Source organism: Marinitenerispora sediminis, from assembly GCF_003336425.1.
Classification (GTDB): domain Bacteria; phylum Actinomycetota; class Actinomycetes; order Streptosporangiales; family Streptosporangiaceae; genus Marinitenerispora; species Marinitenerispora sediminis.
On sequence record NZ_QEIO01000008.1, the window covers coordinates 22,245 to 44,782 of the forward strand.

The window sequence follows — 22,538 nt, forward strand, 5'->3', positions numbered from 1 at the left end:
GGGCCCGCCGGGCCCGGGTCAGGCGGCGTGCGCCAGCTCGCGGTACCCGCAGTCGATGTCGACCCCGTGCCGTGCCGCGATCTCCACGAGGTCCTCGATCTCGCCGGCCTGCGCCACCACGAGGTCGCGGTCGCCGACATCCCGAGCGCGCCGCAGCGACTCCAACGCGTCGTAGATGCGAAGGTGCAGCGTCGTCATGAATTCGTTCATACCGTCCCTCGTCTGGCCGCGTGTGCGTGTCGATGTCGCGTTCAGATATGTATCCGGGGAAGGTTAAAGCAGCGGTGAGACGCGGGTGTACATCCGCGTGACGGACCGATGACAAGAACCACCCCCGACGAGGGAACCCGATGAGTTCCCGCGGCGCAAGGCCCGACCGCGCATGTCGCGGGCCTGCTCCCGCCGCCGCGCCGCGCGCCCCGGCCGGGGCGCGGCGGCGCTCCGCCCGCCGCGGCTGCGAGGGATCAGTACTCGCTCCACGAGTACCAGTCGCCCTTGATGTGCTCGTACACCACGCCGCCGTGGCCGGGCACGAACACGTCCGTGGGCAGCGGTTCGCTGCTGTGGGCCAGGCCGGAGGTGCCCAGCAGCCCCGCCCCCTGCACGGTGAACCGTGCCACCCCGTCGCGCACCGTGGCGGCCTGGAGCGGGTAGAGGCCGGCCCACTCCCCGTTCATCGGGATGGTCGTGGAGCGGTCGACGGTGTCGCGCACGTGCAGCAGCGCCCGTGCGGACAGGTCGAGCCGGGTCTGCAGGGGGACGTCGGCCACCGACAGCACGATGGCCAGCCCCGCGATCAGCGGGGCGGTGATCCAGCGCAGCCAGTAGACGCGGATCATCGGCCGGGCGATGGTCAGCGCGATGCCGAGCCGCAGCGCGCCCATCGCGGCGAGCAGCGCCCCGCCGCCCACCCCGACGACGAGGCTGGGCAGGTGGCCTCCGGGCACGCTGTCCTCGTACAGCAGGACGAGACCGACCAGTGCGCACACGGGCAGGTAGAGCCGGCCCGGCGGACGGGACGCCCACGAGATGAGCCGCTGCCCGAGTGTGGGCTTGTGGGCGATCTCGATGAGCTTCGCGACCGAGTCCTCACCGGCGGGCGACGTCCCTGCGGACGAGGGGTTTCCACCGAGCGGAGGAGTGGCGGACATGGTGGGCGGCCCCCAAAGGCGAGTCGTGGCTGGTCGGGTGGTGTGGTGCGGACGGCGGCCGGACGTGTCACGGCCGTGTCGCAACGGCGGCCGCGCACGGCGGCCAGACCATCAGGATAGGGGAGCGGCGGGGCCTGCTCGGGCCGCTTCGCCGAAGCCGCAGCGGCCCGCGGCGGCACCGGGCGCCCGCCCGCGGGGCTATCCGGCCGGACGGCAGCCGTGCCCCGTGGCCCAGGCCGCCGCCGCCCGGCGGCCACCCGCCGCAGCACCACCGGAACCGCCCCCACTCCGCACCGTCTACCCGCGGTCAGGGAGAAACTACCGAACGCCACCGCCGGGCGCCATGGGCACACGCGGGTCCGGCCCTCCCGCGGCCCGCGCCGGCGCCCCGGGGGCCGGCGCGGTGCCGCGGAGCGGGCTCCGCCGCCCGCCGGAGCGGTCTACGCTGGGGAGCGTGCCAGCGAAGTCCTCCGTCATCCCGCCCACGTACACGCTCGAACGGGAGCTCGCCGCCGGCGGCGCGACCCTCGTCGCCGGGGTCGACGAGGTGGGGCGCGGCGCCTGGGCCGGTCCCGTCGTCGTGTGTGCGGCGGTCACCGACGGCTCCGAGCCGCCGGAGGGCCTCACCGACTCCAAGAAGCTCACCCCGAAGCGGCGCCTGGCCATGGGCGACCTCGTCCGCCCGTGGGTGCGCGACCACGCGTTCGGCCACGCCACCCCGGCCGAGATCGACGAGTTCGGGATGACCGAGGCGCTGCGCCGCGCCGCCGTGCGGGCCCTGGAGGGCCTGGCCGCCCGCCCCGACGGCGTCATCCTCGACGGCAAGCACGACTACCTCGGCGCGCCGTGGCCGGTGCGCACCCAGATCCAGGCCGACCTCACCTGCGTGACGGTCGCCGCCGCCTCCGTGCTCGCCAAGGTGTACCGCGACGCCCTCATGGCCGAACTCGACACCGACTTCCCCGGCTACGGGTTCGGCAGCGCCGCGGGATACCCCTCTCCGGCGCACCGGGAGACCCTCGCGGAACTGGGGCCCACTCCGCACCACCGGATGTCCTGGTCCTATCTGGACGACCTGCCGAAATGGCGCCACCTGCGCCGGCCGCGGCCCGGCCCCGGCGGGCAGCTCAGCCTGCTCTGAGGCGGATCGCCCCCGAAACGCCGTGCCTCCGAGGGGCGGGCGGTCCCTGTCCAAGCCGTGCGCCAGGCGGCAGTATGGGGCGGTGCGCACCGCGCCCGCCCCCGGGCCGCGCGGCGGCGCGCCGTCCGGACCCGGCGGATCCCTCCGAGGGGCGGGCGCGGCGTCCGAGTGCGCTATACAAGGGTGGCGACGACGGCCGCGGCGGGGAGCATCCGCGGGTCACAGGGGCGAAGGGGGCAGCGATGCCGCGTGACGACCGACCCCGGACCACGGGCCGACCGGCGGCGCCGCCGCCGCTCCAGCGGCTGCGGTCCCTCTACGACCGGTATCCGCCGCGCTCCCGGCTGCTCGCCGGCCTCGTGGCGGTGACGGTCGCCGCGCTGGCCGCGTTCCTCGCGGACGTCTCCGTGCTCCTGGTCGTCACCGCGACCGTGCTGGTGCTCGCGCTGTTCGCCGCGCTGATGCGCTCCGGCGAGGCGGTGGCGACCGCGCTGGTCTGCGCCGTCTGGCTGGCCGTCGCCTACCCCCTGTTCCAGATCCCGCTCGCGGGCGCGCCGATCGTGCTGGTGCTGCTGCTCCTCCCGCCGCTCGTCACGGTGGCCGCCACCCGGATCCGCGAGTTCCCGGTGTGGCACACCACGCTGCTGGCGCTGCTGGTCGGACTGATCGTCGGCCTCGCCGTGGCCCTGACCAGCATGCTCACCGACGCGGTCCCGCCCGCCGTCGGCATCACGTGCACGGTGGCCGCCGCCGGCGCGGCGCTGCTGTGGCGGGCCGCCGCCGCGTACCGGCTGCGGCGGGAGCTGCGGGGCATCGCCGCGGAGGCGGCCGGGCCGCCCGCCGCGGACCCGCCGGGCTCCCGGCGCCGGGAGCGGCACGCCGGCGGCCCGGCCGGCGGGTACCGCGACCGCCACGGAGGCCGCGACGGCGAGCCGGTGCCGCCGGTCCCCGTTGACGAGGCGCTGGCCGAACTGGAGGGGATGATCGGCCTGGAGCCGGTCAAGCAGCAGGTCCGCGCGATAGCGGCGTCCATCGAGGCGGCCCGGCTGCGCGCCGACGCCGGCTACGCGGTGGACAAGCCGCTGCGCCACCTGGTGTTCTCCGGGCCGCCCGGCACCGGGAAGACGAGCGTGGCCCGCACGCTCGCCACCATCTTCCACTCCTTCGGCCTGCTGCCGTCCCCGCACGTGGTCGAGGCGCAGCGCGCCGACCTGGTGGGGGAGTACCTCGGCGCGACGGCCATCAGGACGAACGAGCTCGTGGACCGGGCGCTCGGCGGCGTGCTGTTCATCGACGAGGCGTACTCCCTGGTCAACGACGGCGACGGCCAGCCGGACCGGTTCGGCAACGAGGCGGTGCAGACGCTGCTCAAGCGCGCCGAGGACGACCGCGACCGGCTCGTCGTCATCCTGGCCGGGTACGAGGCGGAGATGGACCGCTTCCTCGCCTCCAACCCCGGCCTCGCCTCGCGGTTCGCCACGCGGGTGACGTTCCCCAGCTACCGGCCGGAGGAGCTGCACAGCATCGCCGAGCACCTGTTCCAGCAGCGGGGCGACGTGCTGGACGAGGAGGCCGGGCCGGTGCTGCGGGCCCGCTTCGACGAGGCGGCGCGGCGCGGGGCGGTGGACGAACTGGGCAACGGCCGGTTCGTGCGCTCGCTGGTGGAGAAGGCGGCGGAGGCCCGCGACGTCCGGGTGGTCACCTCGGGCGAGGCCGGCCGGCAGCCGGCGGCCGAGGACCTGGTCACGGTGCGCGCCGGCGACATCGCGGCCGCCTACCAGCAGCTGACCGAGCGGCTGCCCGGCTTCAGCAGGACGCCGGACCTGGCCGAGGCGCTCGCCGAGCTGGACGACATGATCGGCCTGGAGCCGGTCAAGCGCCAGGTCCGCTCGATCGCCGCCCAGCTCCAGGTGTCCCGGCTCCGGGAGGGGCAGGGCCTGCGCACCCAGCTGCCGATGCGGCACTTCGTCTTCGTCGGCCCGCCCGGCACCGGCAAGACCACGGTGGCCCGCATCCTCGGCCGGGTGTTCGCTGCTCTCGGGCTGCTCAACCGCGCGGAGGTCCAGGAGGCGTCCCGGGTCGACCTGGTCGGCGAGCACCTCGGCGCCACGGCGGTGAAGACCAACAAGCTGGTCGACCGGGCGCTGGGCGGTGTGTTGTTCGTCGACGAGGCGTACTCGCTGGCCAACCCCGGCTACAGCGGGGGCGACGCGTTCGGCGCCGAGGCCATCCAGACGCTGCTGAAGCGCGCCGAGGACGACCGGTCCCGGCTCGTCATCGTGCTCGCCGGCTATCCGGGGGAGATGGACCGGTTCCTGGCGAGCAACGCCGGACTCGCCTCCCGCTTCAACGTCCGGGTGGCGTTCCCGAGCTACTCCCCGGACGAGCTCACGGAGATCGCCGAGGCCGTCGCCGGGCAGACCGGCGACGTCTTCGAGGAGCAGGCGCGCGAGGACCTGCACCAGATCTTCGGGTACGTGTGCGCGGCCGGCTGGATCGACGAGCTGGGCAACGGGCGGTTCGCGCGCTCGCTGTTCGAGAAGGCGTGCTCCTACCGCGACCTGCGGGTCGCCGAGGAGCTGGGCGACGCCGCCACCGCCGACGACCTCACCCGCGTCACGAGCGCGGACCTGCGGCAGGCGTACGCCGAGATCACCCAGACGTGACCGCGCGGCGGCTCCGGGCCGCCGGTGCGCCCCCTACGGGGCAAACCAGGGTGAATGGCCGGAAAACGCCGCGTTCTGCACGCGGAACGGCGACTCCGCCCTGCTAGGGTCCGCTGCATGAGTGGTTCCAGCGCCCCCATCACGCAGGCCGTCATCCTGGCCGGCGGCCAGGCGACCCGCCTGCGGCCCTACACCGACACCCGCCCCAAGGCAATGGTCGAGGTCGCGGACCGGCCCATCATCGACCACCAGTTGGAGTGGCTGGGCCGGCACGGGGTCGAGCACGTCGTGGTGTCGTGCGGGTACAAGGCCGAGGTGCTGCGCGAGCACCTCGGCGGCCGCACGGAGGGGCCGGAGGTCACCCTGCTGGTCGAGGACGAGCCGCTGGGACGCGGCGGGGCGCTGCGGTTCGCCGCCTCGGGGCTGCGCGACGCCGACCGCCCGTACTTCGCGCTCAACGGTGACGTGCTCACCTGGTTCCCGCTGGACGAGTTCACCGCCCGCCACCGGGCGAAGGGCGGACTCGTCACCCTCGCGCTCGCGCAGTACCGCACCACCTGGGGCATCGTCGACGTCACCGACGACGGACTGATCGAGGGCTTCACGCAGAGCCCCCTGCTGCCGTTCTGGATCAACGCCGGCGTCTACGTCTTCGAGGCCGAAGCGACCCCGCTGCTGCCGGAGAAGGGCGACCACGAGTCCAGCACCTTCCCCCGGCTCGCCGAGGAGGGCCGGCTCTTCGGCTACCGCATCGACGGCTTCTGGCGCGGCATCGACACGGTGAAGGACGTCAAGGAGGCCGGCGAGCAGGTCGCCGCGCTCCTCGGCGACGCCCGGGTGTCCTGAGCCGCCGGCCGGCCCTCCCGGCGCGGACCCGGCAGCGACCGGAGGCGAGCGCGCCGGGAGGATCGGCCGCGCCGCGGCTCCGCGGCGGCGCCGTCCCGGGCGGGCGGGGCCGCCCCCTCGCACGCGCCGACCGTCCGGCCCCCTGACCACCGCATCGCCCGAGCCGGCCCGGCCCCCGCGCACGCGGAACGACCCCCGGCACGGCCGCGGGGACGTGCGCCGGCGGCCGTGCCGCCTCACCGCCGCGCGGCGGCGTCCCCGGCGGCGGTGACGAGGGCCCGGGCCTGCTCGCGGGCATGCCGGATGGGGTCCGGGAAGACCGCCAGCCCGTGCGCGACGAGTGCTCCTTCGTGGAGCAGCATCAGCGCGGGACCCAGCCGGCCGGCGCCGTCCGGGGCGATCTCCGCGGCGAGGTCGGTGAACAGGGCGAGCATCCACCGCTTCTGCCCGGTGATGATCGGGTGGGCCGGGTGCGCCGGATCGCTGATCTCGGCGTGTGCGTTGACCATGCCGCACCCCCGGGGGCCGTGCTCGTCCGACCACGCGCGTGCGGCGTCGAACACGGCCAGCACCCGCGCGGCCGCCGCCGGCGGCGCGGCGGCCAGGTGCCGGCCGAGGAAGGCCCGCCAGCGCTCGTCGCGATCCGCGAGGTAGTCCGCGACCACCTGCTCCTTCGAACCGAACCGGTCGTAGAGGGTCTTCTTCGTCACCCCGGCCTCGGCCGCGATGAGGTCCACCCCGACGGCGTGGATGCCGCGCTCGTAGAACAGCCGCCCGGCGGCCTCCAGGACGCGCAGCGCGGCAGGCGTCATCGTGGTCCGTCGCGGCTTCTCTTCGGTGCCCATGCCCGTCAATATACCGATCTGTATAGTGAGCGAGGTATACCGATCTGTATAGCGAAGGGTGTGGGACGTGAACCTCCTGCTCTCGGCCGCCTTCGTGCTCTGCTGGAGCTCCGGGTTCATCGGGGCCAAGCTCGGCGCGGGGAGCGCGTCCGCGATCACGGTCCTGATGTGGCGGTTCCTGCCGCTGGCCGTGATCCTGGCCGTCGTCGCCGCCAGTGTCGCCAGGACGTCGTGGCGGGGCGTCACGCCGCGCGACGTGGCCCGCCAGGCCGTGATCGGCGTGCTCTCGCAGAGCGGCTACCTGCTGACCGTCTACTACGCGATCCAACTCGGGGTCTCCAGCGGTACCACGGCCCTGGTCGACGGCCTCCAGCCGCTCGTCGCCGGAGCGCTCGCCGGACCGCTGCTGGGCCAGTACGTCTCGCGCACGCAGTGGCTCGGGCTGTGCCTGGGGGTGGGCGGCGTCGCCATCGTCACCGCGGCCGACGCCGCGGCCGGCGGGGCCGCGGCCTGGTGGGCCTACCTCGTCCCGTTCGCCGGCATGGTCTCGCTGGTGGCGGCCACGTTCCTCGAAGGCCGCTCCCGCACGCGGGTCGCCCCCGCGGTGTCGCTCACCGTGCACTGCGCCACCAGTGCCGCCGTGTTCACCGCCCTCGCCGTGGCCGCCGGAGCCGCGCGGCCGCCGGCCGAGCCCTCGTTCTGGGTCGCCGTCAGCTGGCTCGTGGCGCTGTCGACCTTCGGGGGATACGGCCTGTACTGGCTCATCCTGCGGCGCTCCGGAGTCACCAGGGTCAACACGCTCATGTTCCTCATGGCCCCGGTGACGGCGGTCTGGGGAGCCCTCGCGTTCGGTGAACCGTTCGGTCCGCTGACCGCTCTGGGGCTGGCGGTCGGCCTGGCGGCGGTCGTCATCGTCCACCGCGGTGAGCCCCGGCCGGCCGGAGCGTGCTCGCGGGGCACGCCCGCGACCGCGGGAGCGGCCGGCAACGGCGCCTGACACCTCGTGCCCCGCGGCCGCCAGCGTGCTACACGTCGTCCAGCCGGCCGACCAGGTCGGTCTCGTCCTCGGCTTCGTCGAGGACGTCGAGCAGCGTCTCCAGGACGGCCGTCCGGGTGTGGCCGCGGTCCAGCAGCCGCTGGGCGGCCTCCCACAGGTTGGGCGGGTCGCCCTTCCACAGCCGCTCGGCCAGCCGCTCGTGGGCGGCCAGGGCCTCCGCCGCCTCGGGGACGTCCAGGGCGCTGCCCGCCGGCGGGGCGTCGCTCGCGGCGGAGTGCTTGCCCCGGTGGTCGTGGGGGACGTCGAAGTCCTCGAAGTGGTCCAGCCGCAGCAGGGCGCGCCGGCCCTCGGGCGTGGTCGGGTCGAAGCGGCCGCCGTCGTCGGCGAGCAGGTCGCTGGTGAGCAGCGGGAACGCGAACATCCGGCGGGGCAGCGCGGCCAGGTCGCCGTCGGGCAGCAGCCGGCGGACGACCTCGCGGCGCAGGCCGAAGGAGGTCGCCGGATCGCGGTAGGCGGTGCCGAACGAGGTAGTCGACTCCCACACGGCGTCCAGCGTGGCGCGCACCGCCTCCTCCGGCAGGCTGTCGCGCGGCCCCGCCCACCGGATCCACGCGGCCAGCACGTGCGGCATCGCCTCCTGCTCCGCGGGCAGCAGCACCACGCGGCGCGGCAGCCAGCTGAGCAGGAAGGTCTCGACCTTGCGCGGGCTGACCCGCAGCGGACGGCCGGCGTCCACGTCGCAGCCGTAGTCGATGATGTGGTCGACGCAGCGGCTCGCGGCGTAGCTGTCGGAGAGCTCGGCGGCGGCGTCGGAGGCCAGGAAGCGGGCGGCCAGCACGGCGCGGCGGTCCCGGCCCCACACGGGTGCGGCCGCGGGCCGCTCCGCCCGCGGCAGCGCGCGGAGGCGGGCCCGCAGCAGCGCGTGGTGCGCGGCCAGCGAGCCGCCGGGCGCCTGCGCACCGTCGGGAGCCTCGGACCGGGCGGTGCCGTCCGCGGAACCGGACGGCACCGCCCGCTCGGTGCGCTCCAGGGCCGCCTCCAGGATGGCGCGCGCCCGTTCCGGCGAGACGGCGGAGAGCGTGGCCATGGGGTCCTCGGCCGCCTTCCGGCGGCAGTGCTCCAGCAGCCGGGTCACCTTGCTGGTCACCCAGGCGTCCCGCAGCACCCCGCCGGAGTTGTGGTCGACGACCGCGATCAGCGCGTGGCCGGCCTCGTCGTCCGGGCCGGGGTCGGTCGCGTAGCGGAACGTGCAGATGATGTCATCGGTGTCGCCGAAGCGCGTCCCGGAGACGTGGCACTCGACCGGCCGCACCTCGCCGAGCTGCGTGGCCCACTCCGGGCGGGCGACACCCCGCCGCATGAGGCGGAGCATCGACGTCTTGGCGAGCACCCGCTGCTGGCGGGACGGATCGAGCGCGGCGACGCCGGCGAGCAGCGCCAGCGCGGCCGGGGTCGCGGCCGACGACGCGTAGCGGACCAGGCCCTCGCCGAGCAGCCGGCCGACGTCGATCCCGGGCACCCGCTGCCCCCACCAGGCGCCGAGCAGCTCGCTGACGACGAGCTCGGCGTCGAGGGGGTGCCGCATGGCCAGCAGGGCCCGGGCGGCGCGCAGCATCTCGGCGAAGACGTCGTCGGGCGGCGGCGCGGCGCCGTGTTTTCGGGTAAGCGGCGGAACGGACACCTGATGAGCCTATGGCACTCTTCCGCACGCTCAGGGCCGCTTCGGCGGGTGTTTCGGCGCCGCCGTGCCGCCGGCGCCGGGCGGATCGGCCGTCGGCGGGCCGCTCGCTCGCTGCGTACGGTGTGTCGCAGCCGGTCGCCGGGGGTCAGTCCCGGGGGAGGCGCTCGGCCGCCGCGGAGGGCACCGGTTCCCGCCGGCCGGACGGCGGGGCGGGCCGCGACTTCTCCACGGCGTGCAGCCGTTCGCGCGCCACCCGCTCGACCAGCCCCGGGGTGACGTCGTAGCCCAGGTGCGCGGCGCAGCGCCAGGTGTCGGCGACGCAGCGCCGCACGCGCGGATGCGGCACCGAGGTGAACTCCAGGCGGAGTCGGTCGGTGACCGAGTCGAGGTCACCTTCACGGGTGTCGGGCATGCGCTCTCAACGCCTCTCGACGGCGACGGCCGTGGACGGGCAGGGCGCCCGGTGCGGCGCCGGACCGCCGGGTCCGCCGCCGCACCGGGCCGGCGGCGCGTCGCGGCCGCCACCCCTCCCATAACGCGTGCCGCGCCGCCAAACCCCCCGGAGCGCGGTTCTTGACCGGTCCTTGGCCGATGCTTGGCCCCGCGGTGGAACGCGGCCGGAGCGCCTCCCCGTGCGGGCGCGGCGGTCAGGTGCCGGACGAGGCGGTGTAGAAGGCCGTCGTGCGCTCCGCCGCGGCGCGGGCCGCGGCGGGGTCGGCCCCGGCGGTGATGGCGGCCTCGCACCACCTGGCGCTGCTGAGCGCCACGAAGCGCACGTACTCCTCCGTGGCCGCCCACTCCTCCTCGCGCGGGACCTCCCGCCCGGCCAGGTGGGTGGCCAGGCCCAGGAGTCCGATGTCCCAGCCGATGCCGCCCGCGCCGGGGCCGTACTTCCGCCAGTGCTCGTTCTCCGGGGCGACGTGGTCGAGCTCGAACCGCGTCCGCCCGCCGGCCAGCGGAGCGAGCCGGACCTCGATCCAGCTCACATCGCCGCCGTACTCCCACGTGGCGGCGAAGCCCCGGGGCGGATCGCAGCGCTCGATCGTTCCCCCCGCGTTGCCTTCGAGCTGGTAGCGGCCGCCGGGGCGCAGGTCGCCGGTCACGGGCAGGAACCAGCGCCGGAGCCGGTCGGGCGCGGTGCAGGCGTCCCAGACATCGTCGAGGCCGGCCTCGTAGGTCCGGCCGATGGTCAGGACGCGCGCCGCCCCCGCCGCCAGGGCGCGCGTGCCGACCGTGCGGTCGGTGAAGTCGATCTGCTCGGGTCCGTCAGTCATGTGTCGGTCTCCTCATTCTCCTGGCCGGCTCGTCCCTGGTCCTGCCCAGAGCCGCCGGCGCGGCGCGGGCCCCGGGCCAGCTCGGTGCCGAGGGCGTCCAGCCGCTGGTCCCAGAAGCGCCGGAACTGCTCCAGCCACCGGTCCACCTCCCGCAGGCGAGCGGGCCGCACCGTGTACAGGCGGCGGGCGCCGTCGGCGCGGACGGCGGTGAAGCCGCTCTCCCGAAGTACCCGCAGATGCTGCGACACCGCCGGCTGGGAGATGCCGAACTCCTCGCGGACGGCCGAGGTGATCGCCCCGGAGGTGCGCTCGCCCTCGGCGAGCAGTTCCAGGATCCGGCGCCGCACCGGGTCGCCGAGGACGTCGAACGCGTGCACGGTCCATTACTACAGCCACGGCTTATATAAGTCAACGCTGATATCTGTCGCGGGCGTGTCCGCCGGGTACCCCCGGCCGGCGTCCGTGCCCGGTGCGGCCGGGCGTGCGACCATTGCGTCATGACACCGACGCTGCACCTGACCGGCGACCCGGCCGCCGACACGCTGCTCAGCGAGGACCCGCTCGCCCTGCTCGCGGGCATGCTCCTGGACCAGCAGGTCCCCATGGAGCGGGCGTTCGCGGGTCCGGTGGAGATCGCCCGTCGGCTCGGCCGCACCGGCCTCGACGCGCGCGAGATCGCGGAGTACGACCCGGAGGGCTTCGCCGGACTGCTCGCGCGCAAGCCCGCGGTGCACCGCTATCCGTCCAGCATGGCCGGCCGCCTCCAGGAGCTGTGCCGGTACCTGGTCGAGAACTACGACGGGGACGCCGCCGCGGTGTGGCGCGACGCCGGCACGGGGCGGGAGCTGCTGCGCCGCCTCCAGGAGCTCCCCGGGTACGGGCGCCAGAAGAGCCAGATCTTCCTGGCGCTGCTCGGCAAGCAGCTGGACGTGCGCCCCGAGGGCTGGCGTGCGGCGGCGGGGGAGTACGGCGAGGAGGGCAGCCTCAAGTCGGTGGCCGATATCCGCGACGCCGAGTCGCTGGCCGGTGTACGGGCCTTCAAGCAGCGCCGGAAGGCCGAGGCGAAGGCGGCCCGGGCCGGGCACGGCTGAGCGCCGGCCGCCGCGGCGAATCGGGGTGCGTGCAACCGGTGCGGGCCGGTGGCCGAATCCCCTGACCGGCCCGGTCGAGGTGGCCGCGCGGGGGATAGCGGCCAACCGAAATCGGTGCTCCCAGCCCTGATTCCGGGTGCAGGACGTATCATTTACTGTCTGCTATGACCGCTGACTTTCCGCTGCGGGGCGGTCGGCGCGATCCCGGCACGATCTCGACGCCGTGGCCTATGCTGGGCCACGGCGACCGCCGGGACGGCCGCTGCGCAGGATGGGTCTCGACACCGACCGCGTCCCACGGGAGTCTGAGTCAAGGGGAGTGAGTACCGCGGTCGCAGGCGGCGGCCCCTCATGGTGGCGGGGCGTGCGGCCTGCTCCCGGGATGAGAAGCGATGTTCGTTATGCTGCTGGCGCTCGCGTGAGCGGGCCCCCGCGCACGGGGGAAAGGACCCCGGAGGTGTCAACGGTGAGCACCGAGACGTCCGTTCCGTTCCCGCGCGTGTCCGGACTCGGTCCCGCGGATTCGGCGTTGTTGGAGACCCTTCTCAAGGAAGCCCCCATCGGCTTCGCCTTCTTCGACACCGAGGCCCGGTTCCAGCGGGTCAACCGGACGCTGTCCACCATCTACGGCCGCGGTGAGGCCGACTGCGAGGGGCGGACGCCGAGCGACGTCCTCGGACCGGCCGACGCGGCCGCCCACGAGGCGGCCATCGCCGCCGTCCTGTCCGGTGAGCCGGTCGTGACCGGCGAACACCACCTCGCGGCCGCCTGCCAGGGAGGCTCCGCCACCGACCCGAACTGGGCGATGTCGTGGTTCCCCACCCACGGCGTCGACGGAGCCGTCAACGGGGTCGCGCACATCGCGGTCGATCTCAGCGACAGACACAAGGTGGAGGTGGCGTTGCGGCGCAGCGAGGAACGCTACCGGTCGCTGCTCCGCGCCAGTAACCAGATCGTCTGGGCGGCGGGACCGGACGGCCGGATCAACGAGGACTGCGCCGAGTGGCGCGCGGTCACCGGCCAGAGCTACGAGGAGTACCTGGGTCGCGGCTGGCTGGACGCGGTGCACCCCGACGACCGCGAGCGCGTCGAGCGCGACTGGGACGACGCGGTGGCCGACCGGACGGTCTTCGACGCGACCTTCCGGATCCGCACCCGCTCCGGCGACTTCCGGCACTACCAGTCCCGCGCGGTCCCCATCATGCGCGACGGCGAGCTCGTCGAGTGGGTCGGCGCCAACACCGACGTCACCACGCAGCGCGAGGCCGACGAGATGCGGCACCGCCTCACCCAGCAGCTGGGCGAGGCCGCGCTGCGGACCGTCCGGCTGCAGAAGGCCACCTCCGACCTCGCCGAGGCACTGACGGTCAACGAGGTGGTCCGGGCCATGGCCGAGATCGGCCAGTCCGCGGTGGGCGTGGACCGCACGGCCGTGGCCCTCCTGGACCGCGAGCGGCTGCGGCTGCGGGTGCTCAACCCCGAGGGCGTCCCCGAGATCCCCGGGGTGCGGACCCGCGAGTCCGGCCTGGACTACCCCAACGCCATGACCATGGCGGTGCGCGAGCGCAAGCCCTTCATCGCCGGCAGCCCGCTGGAGATGCGGGCGCTGCTCGACGACGACCCCGACGTCGTCACCTTCCTGGAGCACACCGACGAGCGCGCCTGGGTGGCCCTGCCGCTGCTCAGCGCGGGCCTGCCCATCGGCGCGCTGCGGTTCGCCTTCAACCGGCCGCGCGACATCTCCGAGGAGGAGAAGGTCTTCCTGGAGGCGCTGGCCGGCCAGTGCGCGCTGGCGCTGGAGCGGGCCACGCTGTTCGAGCGCGAGCACCGCACCGCCGAGGCGCTGCAGAAGAGCCTGCTGCCCGAGGCCCTGCCCGACGTGCGGGGCATCCGCATGCGGGCGTTCTACCGGTCGGGCACCCAGCACGTCCAGGTGGGCGGCGACTGGTACGACGCCTTCCCGCTGCCGGACGGCCGGGTCGCCGGCGTCCTCGGCGACGTCATGGGCAAGGGCATCAAGGCGGCCACCGGCATGAGCCGGGTGCGCAACGCCCTGCGCGCGCTCGCCTTCAGCATGCCCGAGCCCGCCGACGTGCTGTCCGGCCTGGACCGCATGTTCGAGGCGACGGAGCGCGAGGAGCAGATCACCACGCTCGCTTACTTCGTCCTGGAATCCGACACCGGACACGGCTACCTGGGCAACGCCGGCCACCTGCCGCCCCTGCTCGTGGCCCCCGACGCCGTGCCGCGGCTGGTGGAGACCGAGCCCGCGACCCCGCTCGGCCTGACCTCGCCGCGGGAGCACCACAAATTTTTCGTCCCGCCCGGTAACACCGTGGTGCTCTACTCCGATGGACTAGTAGAGAACCGGAAGCGGGCGGTCGCGTCGGGCCTCGAGGAACTCGTCAGTGTCGCGTCCCAGGCGCCAGCGGAGGTGGTGGGCGATCCACAGAAAATGCTGGAGTACCTTGTTGAGGGCATGCTCGCAGGGTATGAGCAGGACGACGACGTAACTCTGCTCGCCGTCCACGTACCGGCGACTGAGGCCGAGCCGGACAACTAGACCGTACGAAGAACTCTCCCGTCTTGCCTATCGTGGAAGACGAGGACCCGACGGTGGGGTTGGAACCGTGTAGCCGCGGTGAGAATCCTACTGGGCGGACGTGCCAGAATGCTAGGGAGGGCGCGTGCGCTCAACGAAAAACAGTGCGCCCCGCCTACGCGGGGACGATCTCGGGCTTGAGTGGGGAATGCGTGACACTCCTCGTTCCGCCCCTTCCGACCGTCGAGTCCAGCAATCTCGCCACACGTCCGTTCGAGAGGTGTTTGTGTCACCTGCCAGTTCGACCCGCTCAAAGCAGCCGGAGTCGCTGCACGAGCCCGTCATCCAGCAGCTGATCGAGCGTGGGCGGTCCCAGGGGTACCTTGAGCCCGAGGACGTGCGCCGTGCCTTCGAAGAGGCCGACATCCCGATGTCGCAGGCCCAGGCCGTGCTCCGCAGCCTGACCAAAGAGGGCGTCACCCTCGTGGTCGGCGCGGCGGAGTCCGCTCCCGCGCGGCGCAAGTCCGCGCGCCGCAAGGCGGCCGCCCCGAAGAAGACCGCCACGACCCGGGTGAAGCGGGCGGCGGCGGCACAGGAGCAGCCCGACACGGTCACCGCCGTCGTGGACGCCGGTGGGGCCGCGACGAGGACCGCCGCACCCAAGAAGCGCGCCGCGGCAGCGGGCGAGAGCGGCGAGGGCGCGAAGCGCACCGCCAAGGGCGCGGCCAAGGCGGCACCCGCCAAGCGCGCCACCGCGAAGAAGGCGGTGGCCAAAACGGTCGAGAAGGCCAAGGACGACGACGTCAACCTCGAAGCCGAGGAGGTCGAGGAGGACCTCGACCTGGAGGCCGCCGACGACTTCGACGACACCGGCGCGGAGCTGGAGCTCGTCGAGGACACCGACGACGGACCCGAGGCGGTCGAGGGCCCGGTCACGGGGTCCGGCCTCAAGCCGGAGAAGGCCGGCATCCCCGAGAAGGCCGCGGCCAACACCTCCGAGGACGAGGCGTTCGTCCTCTACGACGATGACGACGACGCCCCGGCCGCCCAGGTGGTCGCCGCGGGCGCCACGGCCGACCCGGTCAAGGACTACCTCAAGCAGATCGGCAAGGTCCCGCTGCTCAACGCCGAGCAGGAGGTGGAGCTCGCCAAGCGCATCGAGGCCGGCCTGTTCGCGGAGGAGAAGCTCGCGGAGGAAGCCGACTCGCTCACCTTCGAGTTCCGCGAGGAACTGGAGTGGATCGCCGAGGACGGCAGCCGTGCCAAGAAGCACCTGCTGGAGGCGAACCTGCGGCTCGTGGTCTCCCTGGCCAAGCGCTACACCGGCCGCGGCATGCTCTTCCTCGACCTCATCCAGGAGGGCAACCTCGGCCTGATCCGCGCGGTCGAGAAGTTCGACTACACCAAGGGCTACAAGTTCTCCACCTACGCCACCTGGTGGATCCGGCAGGCCATCACCCGCGCGATGGCCGACCAGGCGCGCACCATCCGCATCCCGGTGCACATGGTCGAGGTCATCAACAAGCTCGCCCGCGTGCAGCGGCAGATGCTGCAGGACCTCGGTCGCGAGCCCACCCCGGAGGAGCTGGCCAAGGAACTCGACATGACCCCCGAGAAGGTCGTCGAGGTCCAGAAGTACGGCCGCGAGCCCATCTCGCTGCACACGCCGCTCGGCGAGGACGGCGACAGCGAGTTCGGTGACCTCATCGAGGACTCCGAGGCCATCCAGCCAGGCGAGGCCGTGAGCTTCACGCTGCTCCAGGAGCAGCTGCACTCGGTGCTCGACACACTCTCGGAGCGCGAGGCCGGAGTGGTCTCCATGCGGTTCGGCCTGACCGACGGCCAGCCGAAGACGCTGGACGAGATCGGCAAGGTCTACGGCGTCACCCGGGAGCGCATACGCCAGATCGAAAGCAAGACGATGTCGAAGCTTCGGCATCCGTCACGCTCCCAGGTGCTCCGCGACTACCTGGACTGACCCGGCCAGCCGGCCACGGCACGGTAGGTGGCCGGGTGACGCGGTGTGCGGTGGCGGGCCGGTCCCTCCGACGAGGGGCCGGCCCGCCTGTGCGTGCGACACCCGGGGGCGCGGCCGGACTGCGGGTGTGGCGATGCCCGCGGATGTTCCGCGACTCCGGGGTTCGCGATGAATCCCCTTCATCCGACAACCTCGATGATGCCGCCGCGGATGTATGACGGAGATAAAACGCCGATACCTGTTCGTTACGCGGCTGGTGGGCGGCGACGGCGCCCGCCTCAGTCGCCTACCACGACGTCCAGTACGTACGGCCGGCCGGCCCGCGCCGGCGCGGTCAGCTCGACACGCCGCCCCAGGTCGGTGAGCGTGCCGGCCAGCTCGCGCGGGGTCGCCGGAGCGGCGCCGGCCGCCAGCAGCGCGTGGGCGATCTCGCCGCGCGCGGCCTTGGCCATGTGGCTGACGACGGAGCGCGTGAGCGTCCCGTCCGCCTGCCGGGCCTCCCGCAGCACCCGGACCGTGACCGTCCGCGCCGCCGTCGCGGCGTCCGGACGGAACGCGGCGGCGTAGGCCGCCGACCGGCAGTCCACGACGAGGCGGCCCTCGGCCCGCTTGGTGAGGGCCTGCGACGCCTCCGCCCGCCAGAACGCGCCGAGCGCCCCCAGCGGCGGCAGCTTCACGCCCATCGACAGCCGGTAGGGCGGCAGCCGGTCGGTCACCCGGACGGCGCCCCACAGCCCGGAGAAGATCAGCACCGAGTCGCGCACCGCTTCGGCCGTGCTCCCCGCGAGCAGCTCCGGCAGCCGCAGCGCGTGGTAGAGCACACCGGTGTACAGCTCCGCGGCCCGCACCGTCGGCGCGGTGGCCAGTACCCGGTCGCGCTCGACGGCCGCGCTCTGCGTCGCCGACAGCCCGAGCACGGCGCGCGCCTCGGACTCGGGCCGCGCGACGACCTCCGCCAGCGCGGCGATCACCCGCTCCCGGGCGGGGTTCAGCTCGGCGAGGCTGAGCGCCCCGAGATCGAGCGGCGGGCCGTCACCGGCGTCGGACTTTCCCTCCGACGGCGGGAGCAGGATGAGCATGGGCTCCCTTCGGGATTGGCGGGGCGGGGCCGACAGCCACACCGTCGGCTGCCCGGTGACCCCGGCGACCGTCTCGAAGTCGCGGGCCTGGCACAACACTTCGGCGGTGACCCCCGTGGGGGCCACCGCCGCAAGTCTGTGGGTCGGGAGCGCGGCTAGCGTTCCTCGGCCTGGCTCGACGCCGGCGTCGAGCGCAGCCGGTTGGTCTCGTCCTGGATCTCCGAGGCGATCTTGCGCAGCGAGTCGTCGTGCTTACGCATGTGGTGTGCGCAGAACAGCAGTTCGCCACCGGAGTTGAGAACCACTCGGACGTACGCCTGGGCACCGCAACGGTCGCAGCGGTCTGCAGCCGTCAGCGGCTGGGTGGGGGCAAGAGTTCCAGTCACTTCGCCTTCCTCAGTACTCGGCGTCAGTCACTCAGAACAACATCTAACCTGACGGAGACCTTCCCAACCAGCTCCGCTGTACGCCGACAGCGGAATCGGCCGGGTTTGTGACCTACATCATCGCCGCGGCGAGTTGTCCGTGGGGGAGTCATACCCGGCGACACGCTCCGCTACGCGGATCCCGCTGACTGCCGCTACCCTGCAATTCGAACTACTGTGCCTATAGCACACGGGATCCGGGCGCGCCGGGCCGACCTCGACCGCGGGCGGGCGCGCTCGCTCCCTGTCCCGGCCCCGTCCGTCCGCGCCCGGCTCCCCACTGGCCGGCCGCGCTTCACCCTCGATTCGCAGGAGAGTCCACGTGACCGCCCTCACCGCAGCCGTCCACGATCCCGAGGATTATTCCGCGCGGCACCTTTCGGTTCTGGAAGGACTTGAGGCGGTCCGCAAGCGTCCGGGTATGTACATCGGGTCCACCGACAGCCGCGGCCTCACCCACTGCATGTGGGAGATCATCGACAACGCGGTGGACGAGGCGCTGGGCGGCTTCTGCACCCGGATCGACGTCCTCCTGCACGCCGACGGGTCGGTCGAGGTGCGGGACAACGGGCGCGGCATCCCGGTGGACGTCGAACCCAAGTCCGGGCTGTCCGGGGTCGAGCTGGTCATGACGAAGCTGCACGCCGGCGGCAAGTTCGGCTCCGGCTCCTACACGGCCTCCGGGGGCCTGCACGGCGTGGGCGCCTCCGTCGTCAACGCCCTGTCGGCCCGGCTGGACGTGGAGGTCGACCGCGAGGGCCACACCCACGCGCTCAGCTTCCGCCGCGGCATCCCCGGTGCCTTCGACGCGGCGGGCCCCGATGCCGGGTTCACGCCGCGGTCCGGGCTCACCCAGACCCGGCGCGTGGCGAAGAAGGTCACGGGCACGCGGGTGCGGTTCTGGGCCGACCGCCAGATCTTCCTCAAGGACGCCGACATCACCCGCGAGTCGCTGCTGGACCGTGCGCGGCAGACCGCCTTCCTCATCCCGGGCCTGACCATCGCGGTCCGCGACGAGCGCACCGAAGGCGAGCCGGCCTACGAGGAGGAGTTCCGCTTCGACGGCGGCATCAGCGAGTTCTGCGCCTACCTCGCCGCCGACAACCCGCTCAGCGACGTGCTGCGCATCCAGGGCACCGGCCAGTTCACCGAGACCGTCCCGGTGCTCGACGAGAACGGCCACATGACCCCGAGCGACGTGGAGCGCCAGCTGGAGGTGGACGTCGCGCTGCGCTGGGGCAGCGGATACGACTCCACGGTCCGCTCCTTCGTCAACGTGATCGCCACCCCCAAGGGCGGCACCCACATGGCGGGCTTCGAACGTGCCCTCGTGCGCGTGGTGAACGACCAGCTGCGCACCACGAAGCTGCTGCGGGCCAGCGAGGACCCGGTCGTCAAGGAGGACGTCCTGGAAGGCCTCACCGCGGTCGTCACCGTGCGGCTGCCCGAGCCGCAGTTCGAGGGCCAGACCAAGGAGATCCTCGGCACCTCCGCGGCCAGCCGGATCGTCTCCCAGGTGGTCGGCAAGGAGCTCCGGCACTTCCTGACCTCCACCAAGCGGGCCGAGAAGCAGCAGGCGCGCACCGTGCTGGAGAAGATCGTCAACGCGGCCAGAGCCCGCCTCGCGGCCCGCCAGCAGCGGGAGACCCAGCGGCGCAAGAACGCGCTGGAGAACTCCGCGCTGCCCGCCAAGCTGGTGGACTGCCGCAGCGAGGGCATGGAGCGCAGCGAGCTGTTCATCGTCGAGGGCGACTCCGCCCTGGGCACCGCCAAGCTGGCGCGCGACTCGGAGTTCCAGGCGCTGCTGCCGATCCGCGGCAAGATCCTCAACGTGCAGAAGTCCTCGGTCGCCGACATGCTGAAGAACGCCGAGTGCGCCGCCATCCTCCAGGTGATCGGCGCGGGCTCCGGGCGCACCTTCGACCTCGATGCCGCGCGCTACGGCCGGGTGATCCTCATGGCCGACGCCGACGTCGACGGCGCGCACATCCGCTGCCTGCTGCTGACGCTCTTCTACCGCTACATGCGCCCCATGCTGGAGGCCGGCCGGGTCTACGCCGCCGTGCCGCCGCTGCACCGCATCGAGCTCACCAACGTCCGCAAGAAGCGCGGTGCCCGCCCCGAGGACCGCTACATCTACACCTACTCCGACCCGGAGCTGCACCGCAAGCTGCTGGAGCTGGAGAAGAAGGGGCTCAGCTGGAAGGAGCCGGTGCAGCGGTACAAGGGCCTGGGCGAGATGGACGCCGACCAGCTCGCCGAGACCACCATGGACCCGCGCTTCCGCATGCTGCGCCGCATCCGGGTGGAGCACGCCGAGGAGGCCGCGGCGGTGTTCGACCTGCTCATGGGGAACGAGGTCGCGCCGCGCCGCGAGTTCATCGCGAAGGGCGCGCGCGAGCTGGACATGTCCCGGATCGACGCCTGACCCGCGCCTCGGCGGGCCGGCCGGAGATGCGGCCGGCCCGCCGAGGCGGCGGCTACCTGCCGGGCGGCGGTGGCGGCGCCCACTTCCCCGTGGCGAGGAACCGGTCCAGCGCCGCGGTGTAGGGCGCGAGGTCCATGCCCTGGGCGGCCACCCACGCGTCGTCGTAGTAGCTGTGCCGGTACCGCTCGCCGCCGTCGCAGATCAGGGTGACGACGCTGCCGCGGCAGCCGTCGCGCAGCATGCGCGCGATGAGCTGCCAGACCCCCCACAGGTTGGTGCCGGTGGACCCGCCGGCGCACAGTCCGGTGACCGCGTTGAGGTGCCGCATGGCGGCGATGCTGGCGGCGTCGGGCACCGGGATCATCAGGTCGATGACGCCCGGCACGAAGCTCGGCTCCATCCGGGGCCGCCCGATGCCCTCGATCCGCGACGGCATCCCGGTGGCGTAGTCGGCCGCCCTGGTGGCCCAGCCGGGGAAGAAGGCGGAGTTCTCCGGGTCGACGACCGCCAGCCGCGTCGGATGCCGCCGGTAGCGCAGGTAGCGCCCGATGGTCGCCGAGGTGCCGCCGGTGCCGGCGCCCATGACGATCCACTCGGGCACCGGGTAGCGCTCCTGGGCGAGCTGGCTGAACACCGACTCGGCGATGTTGTTGTTGCCCCGCCAGTCGGTGGCCCGCTCGGCGTAGGTGAACTGGTCCATGTAGTGGCCGCCGGTCTCCGCCGCCAGCCGCTCGGCCTCGGTGTACATCTCCGCCGGGACGTCGACGAAGTGGCACCGGCCGCCGTAGCGCTCGATCAGGGCGATCTTCTCGGGGCTGGTGCGCCGCGGCACCACCGTGATGAAGTCCAGACCGAGCAGCCGCGCGAAGTACGCCTCGGAGACGGCGGTGGACCCGGAGCTCGCCTCGACGATCGTGGTGCCCTCGGTGATCCAGCCGTTCGCCAGCGCGTACAGGAAGAGCGACCGGGCGAGCCGGTGCTTCAGGCTGCCGGTGGGGTGCACCGACTCGTCCTTGAGGTAGAGGTCGATGCCCCAGTCGTCAGGGAGCGGGTACACGTGCAGGTGCGTGTCGGCCGAGCGGTTGGCGTCGGCGATGACGCGCCGCACCGCCTCGTCCGCCCACGAGCGCGTCCGTGAGCAGGAGCGGTCGAGCCAGGCGCGCTCGGGTGGTTCCTCTGATGGCACTGGCATGGTTGGCAAGACTACCCCGGCCGCGGCGCCCGGCCCAGGCGTTCGCGGGAACCTGAGCACTGGTCAGGCGGTTGCGAGCGGAGCTCGGGGCCTGCGGCCGCGGGCGGCCCGGCGCCGGATACGGTGGGCGCATGGTCGGGGCCGCGCCCGGGAGCGCGCATCCGCACAGCGGCGGCACGCGCCCGGCGGCGCGGACCCGGTGGGCGTGGGCCCCCTGGGCCGCGCTGTGCTGGGCGCTGGGCTACGGGGCACTGCGGATCCGGTGGGCGGTGTTGGGACCGCCCGGGTTCGGTGTGATCGGCACGGACCTGATCGGGTTCACGGGGTGGGGCGGGGTCGCCCTGTGCGGTGCAGCGGCCGCCGTGGCGCTGGCGCAGGCCGCGGGGCGCTGGCACCGGGCGGTGGAGGTCGCGGGGTGGCTGGTGGCCGCCCTCCTGGTCATGGCCTGTCCGCTGCTGCTGATCGACGTGGTCGGCCTGCTGCTGCCGGGGCTCGGGCTGCCCTTGGACCCCGGCGCGTTCGCCAGCCGGGGGGCGTGCCTCGCAGGCGCCGTGGCGGTCGCGGCCGGTACCCGCGGCTACCGGAGCCGGCGGCCGGGCGGCTGCGCGCGGTGCGGTCGGACCGGCGCTGCGGTGCGCGGGGAGCGGCTGCCCGCCTGGGCGTGGTGGGCGGCCTACGCGGCGGTCGCCGGGTGCGCCGCGCGGGTCGCGGTGCAGTGGGCGGTCGGGTTCGCTGACGCCCCGCTGCGGGCCGGCGCGGCACTGGCCGTCTTCGACGCCGGGTTCGCGCTCGCGGGCAGCGTGCTGCCGTTGGCGGTGGTGCACTCCTGGGGATGGGCGCTGCCGTCGTGGCTGCCGCTCCTGGCCGGGCGCCGGGTGCCGCACCGGCTCGTCCTCGTCCCGGCGTTCGCGGTCGCCGGTGCGCTCACCGCCTACTTCGGCGCCGGGACGGTGCAGCTGGCCGTGGAGACGGCGACCGGGACCTGGACTGAGTCCGAGGGTCTTCCGCTGGCGTTCTACTGGATCACCATGCCCGCCTACCTGGTGTGGGGCCTCGGGCTCGGCGCGGCCGCGCTCGCCCGGCACCGGCTGAGTCGGCCGCCCTGCCCGGCCTGCGGGCGCTGACCGGCGGACGCCGACCCGCGCGCCGCAGCCGCGACAACGGCGGGCCGCCGTCCCCGGGGTGCGGGGCGGCGGCCCGGT

Annotated in this window: 19 protein-coding genes; 9 read left to right on the forward strand and 10 right to left on the reverse strand. The window is 73.7% G+C overall.

The genetic code is table 11. The annotated features are described in order from the left end of the window. Positions 1–18: 18 nt before the first annotated feature. Positions 19–210, reverse strand: coding sequence for a hypothetical protein (locus DEF28_RS02525; RefSeq protein ID WP_114396959.1), 192 nt, complete (start codon positions 208–210; stop codon positions 19–21). A 254-nt stretch (positions 211–464) separates the two neighbouring features. Further along, a complete protein-coding gene (locus tag DEF28_RS02530) occupies positions 465–1,151 on the reverse strand; it encodes a hypothetical protein (RefSeq protein ID WP_114396960.1) in 687 nt (228 codons plus the stop codon). A 454-nt stretch (positions 1,152–1,605) separates the two neighbouring features. On the opposite strand from DEF28_RS02530, the gene DEF28_RS02535 reads away from it, so the two are divergent. The 3 genes from DEF28_RS02535 (at position 1,606) to DEF28_RS02545 (ending at position 5,804) form a co-directional block, all read left to right on the forward strand. Then, positions 1,606–2,292 (forward strand): ribonuclease HII, encoded by a 687-nt coding sequence (locus tag DEF28_RS02535; RefSeq protein ID WP_233515052.1) that lies wholly within the window; start codon positions 1,606–1,608, stop codon positions 2,290–2,292. 242 nt (positions 2,293–2,534) lie between these two features. Continuing rightward, positions 2,535–4,958, forward strand: coding sequence for an AAA family ATPase (locus DEF28_RS02540; RefSeq protein ID WP_114446100.1), 2,424 nt, complete (start codon positions 2,535–2,537; stop codon positions 4,956–4,958). Between the two features lie 117 nt (positions 4,959–5,075). Then, positions 5,076–5,804 carry a nucleotidyltransferase family protein gene (locus DEF28_RS02545; RefSeq protein WP_114396963.1) on the forward strand — a complete coding sequence of 243 codons (729 nt, stop codon included), beginning with the start codon at positions 5,076–5,078 and terminating at the stop codon, positions 5,802–5,804. 236 nt (positions 5,805–6,040) lie between these two features. Here the strand turns inward: DEF28_RS02545 and DEF28_RS02550 are convergent, their stop codons facing one another. Beyond that, on the reverse strand, positions 6,041–6,649 hold the full coding sequence (locus tag DEF28_RS02550; protein WP_114396964.1) for a TetR/AcrR family transcriptional regulator: 609 nt from the start codon (positions 6,647–6,649) through the stop codon (positions 6,041–6,043). 67 nt (positions 6,650–6,716) lie between these two features. Between DEF28_RS02550 and DEF28_RS02555 the strand changes: the two genes are divergently transcribed. Further along, entirely contained in the window at positions 6,717–7,646 is a 930-nt protein-coding gene (locus tag DEF28_RS02555) for a DMT family transporter (RefSeq protein WP_114396965.1), read from the forward strand. A 28-nt stretch (positions 7,647–7,674) separates the two neighbouring features. On the opposite strand, the gene DEF28_RS02560 is transcribed toward DEF28_RS02555, so the two are convergent. The 4 genes from DEF28_RS02560 to DEF28_RS02575 all read right to left on the reverse strand — a co-directional run bounded on the left by DEF28_RS02560 (position 7,675) and on the right by DEF28_RS02575 (position 10,978). Further along, complete coding sequence (locus DEF28_RS02560; protein ID WP_114396990.1) at positions 7,675–9,261, reverse strand: hypothetical protein; 1,587 nt, start codon at positions 9,259–9,261, stop codon at positions 7,675–7,677. 211 nt (positions 9,262–9,472) lie between these two features. Beyond that, the gene (locus DEF28_RS02565; RefSeq protein WP_114396966.1) at positions 9,473–9,739 is read right to left on the reverse strand and encodes a hypothetical protein; all 267 of its coding nucleotides are present in this window, start codon (positions 9,737–9,739) and stop codon (positions 9,473–9,475) included. Positions 9,740–9,974: 235 nt separating this feature from the next. Further along, positions 9,975–10,601: an SRPBCC family protein gene (locus DEF28_RS02570; protein WP_114396967.1), complete on the reverse strand. Its 627-nt coding sequence runs from the start codon at positions 10,599–10,601 to the stop codon at positions 9,975–9,977. Continuing rightward, a complete protein-coding gene (locus tag DEF28_RS02575) occupies positions 10,598–10,978 on the reverse strand; it encodes an ArsR/SmtB family transcription factor (RefSeq protein ID WP_114396968.1) in 381 nt (126 codons plus the stop codon). The genes DEF28_RS02570 and DEF28_RS02575 overlap by 4 nt, the downstream gene beginning before the upstream one ends. Positions 10,979–11,098: 120 nt before the next feature. On the opposite strand from DEF28_RS02575, the gene DEF28_RS02580 reads away from it, so the two are divergent. The 3 genes from DEF28_RS02580 to DEF28_RS02590 all read left to right on the forward strand — a co-directional run bounded on the left by DEF28_RS02580 (position 11,099) and on the right by DEF28_RS02590 (position 16,212). Then, complete coding sequence (locus DEF28_RS02580) at positions 11,099–11,692, forward strand: HhH-GPD-type base excision DNA repair protein (protein WP_114396969.1); 594 nt, start codon at positions 11,099–11,101, stop codon at positions 11,690–11,692. Positions 11,693–12,158: 466 nt separating this feature from the next. After that, positions 12,159–14,255 (forward strand): SpoIIE family protein phosphatase, encoded by a 2,097-nt coding sequence (locus tag DEF28_RS02585; RefSeq protein WP_181874245.1) that lies wholly within the window; start codon positions 12,159–12,161, stop codon positions 14,253–14,255. A gap of 376 nt (positions 14,256–14,631) precedes the next feature. Continuing rightward, complete coding sequence (locus DEF28_RS02590) at positions 14,632–16,212, forward strand: RNA polymerase sigma factor (protein WP_233515055.1); 1,581 nt, start codon at positions 14,632–14,634, stop codon at positions 16,210–16,212. Between the two features lie 278 nt (positions 16,213–16,490). Here DEF28_RS02590 and yaaA read toward each other — a convergent pair whose 3' ends face one another. Both yaaA and DEF28_RS02600 read right to left on the reverse strand, forming a co-directional pair. Then, positions 16,491–17,291, reverse strand: a complete 801-nt coding sequence (gene yaaA / locus DEF28_RS02595; RefSeq protein WP_114396972.1) for a peroxide stress protein YaaA — start codon at positions 17,289–17,291, stop codon at positions 16,491–16,493. Positions 17,292–17,446: 155 nt separating this feature from the next. Continuing rightward, positions 17,447–17,677, reverse strand: a complete 231-nt coding sequence (locus DEF28_RS02600; RefSeq protein WP_114396973.1) for a DUF7455 domain-containing protein — start codon at positions 17,675–17,677, stop codon at positions 17,447–17,449. Positions 17,678–18,038: 361 nt separating this feature from the next. Here DEF28_RS02600 and DEF28_RS02605 point away from each other — a divergent pair, with 361 nt between their 5' ends. Beyond that, a complete protein-coding gene (locus DEF28_RS02605) occupies positions 18,039–20,144 on the forward strand; it encodes a DNA gyrase/topoisomerase IV subunit B (protein ID WP_114396974.1) in 2,106 nt (701 codons plus the stop codon). Positions 20,145–20,196: 52 nt separating this feature from the next. On the opposite strand, the gene DEF28_RS02610 is transcribed toward DEF28_RS02605, so the two are convergent. After that, entirely contained in the window at positions 20,197–21,336 is a 1,140-nt protein-coding gene (locus DEF28_RS02610) for an L-cysteine desulfhydrase Cds1 (RefSeq protein WP_114396975.1), read from the reverse strand. 131 nt (positions 21,337–21,467) lie between these two features. Here DEF28_RS02610 and DEF28_RS02615 point away from each other — a divergent pair, with 131 nt between their 5' ends. Further along, a complete protein-coding gene (locus tag DEF28_RS02615) occupies positions 21,468–22,460 on the forward strand; it encodes a hypothetical protein (protein ID WP_114396976.1) in 993 nt (330 codons plus the stop codon). Positions 22,461–22,538 lie beyond the last annotated feature (78 nt).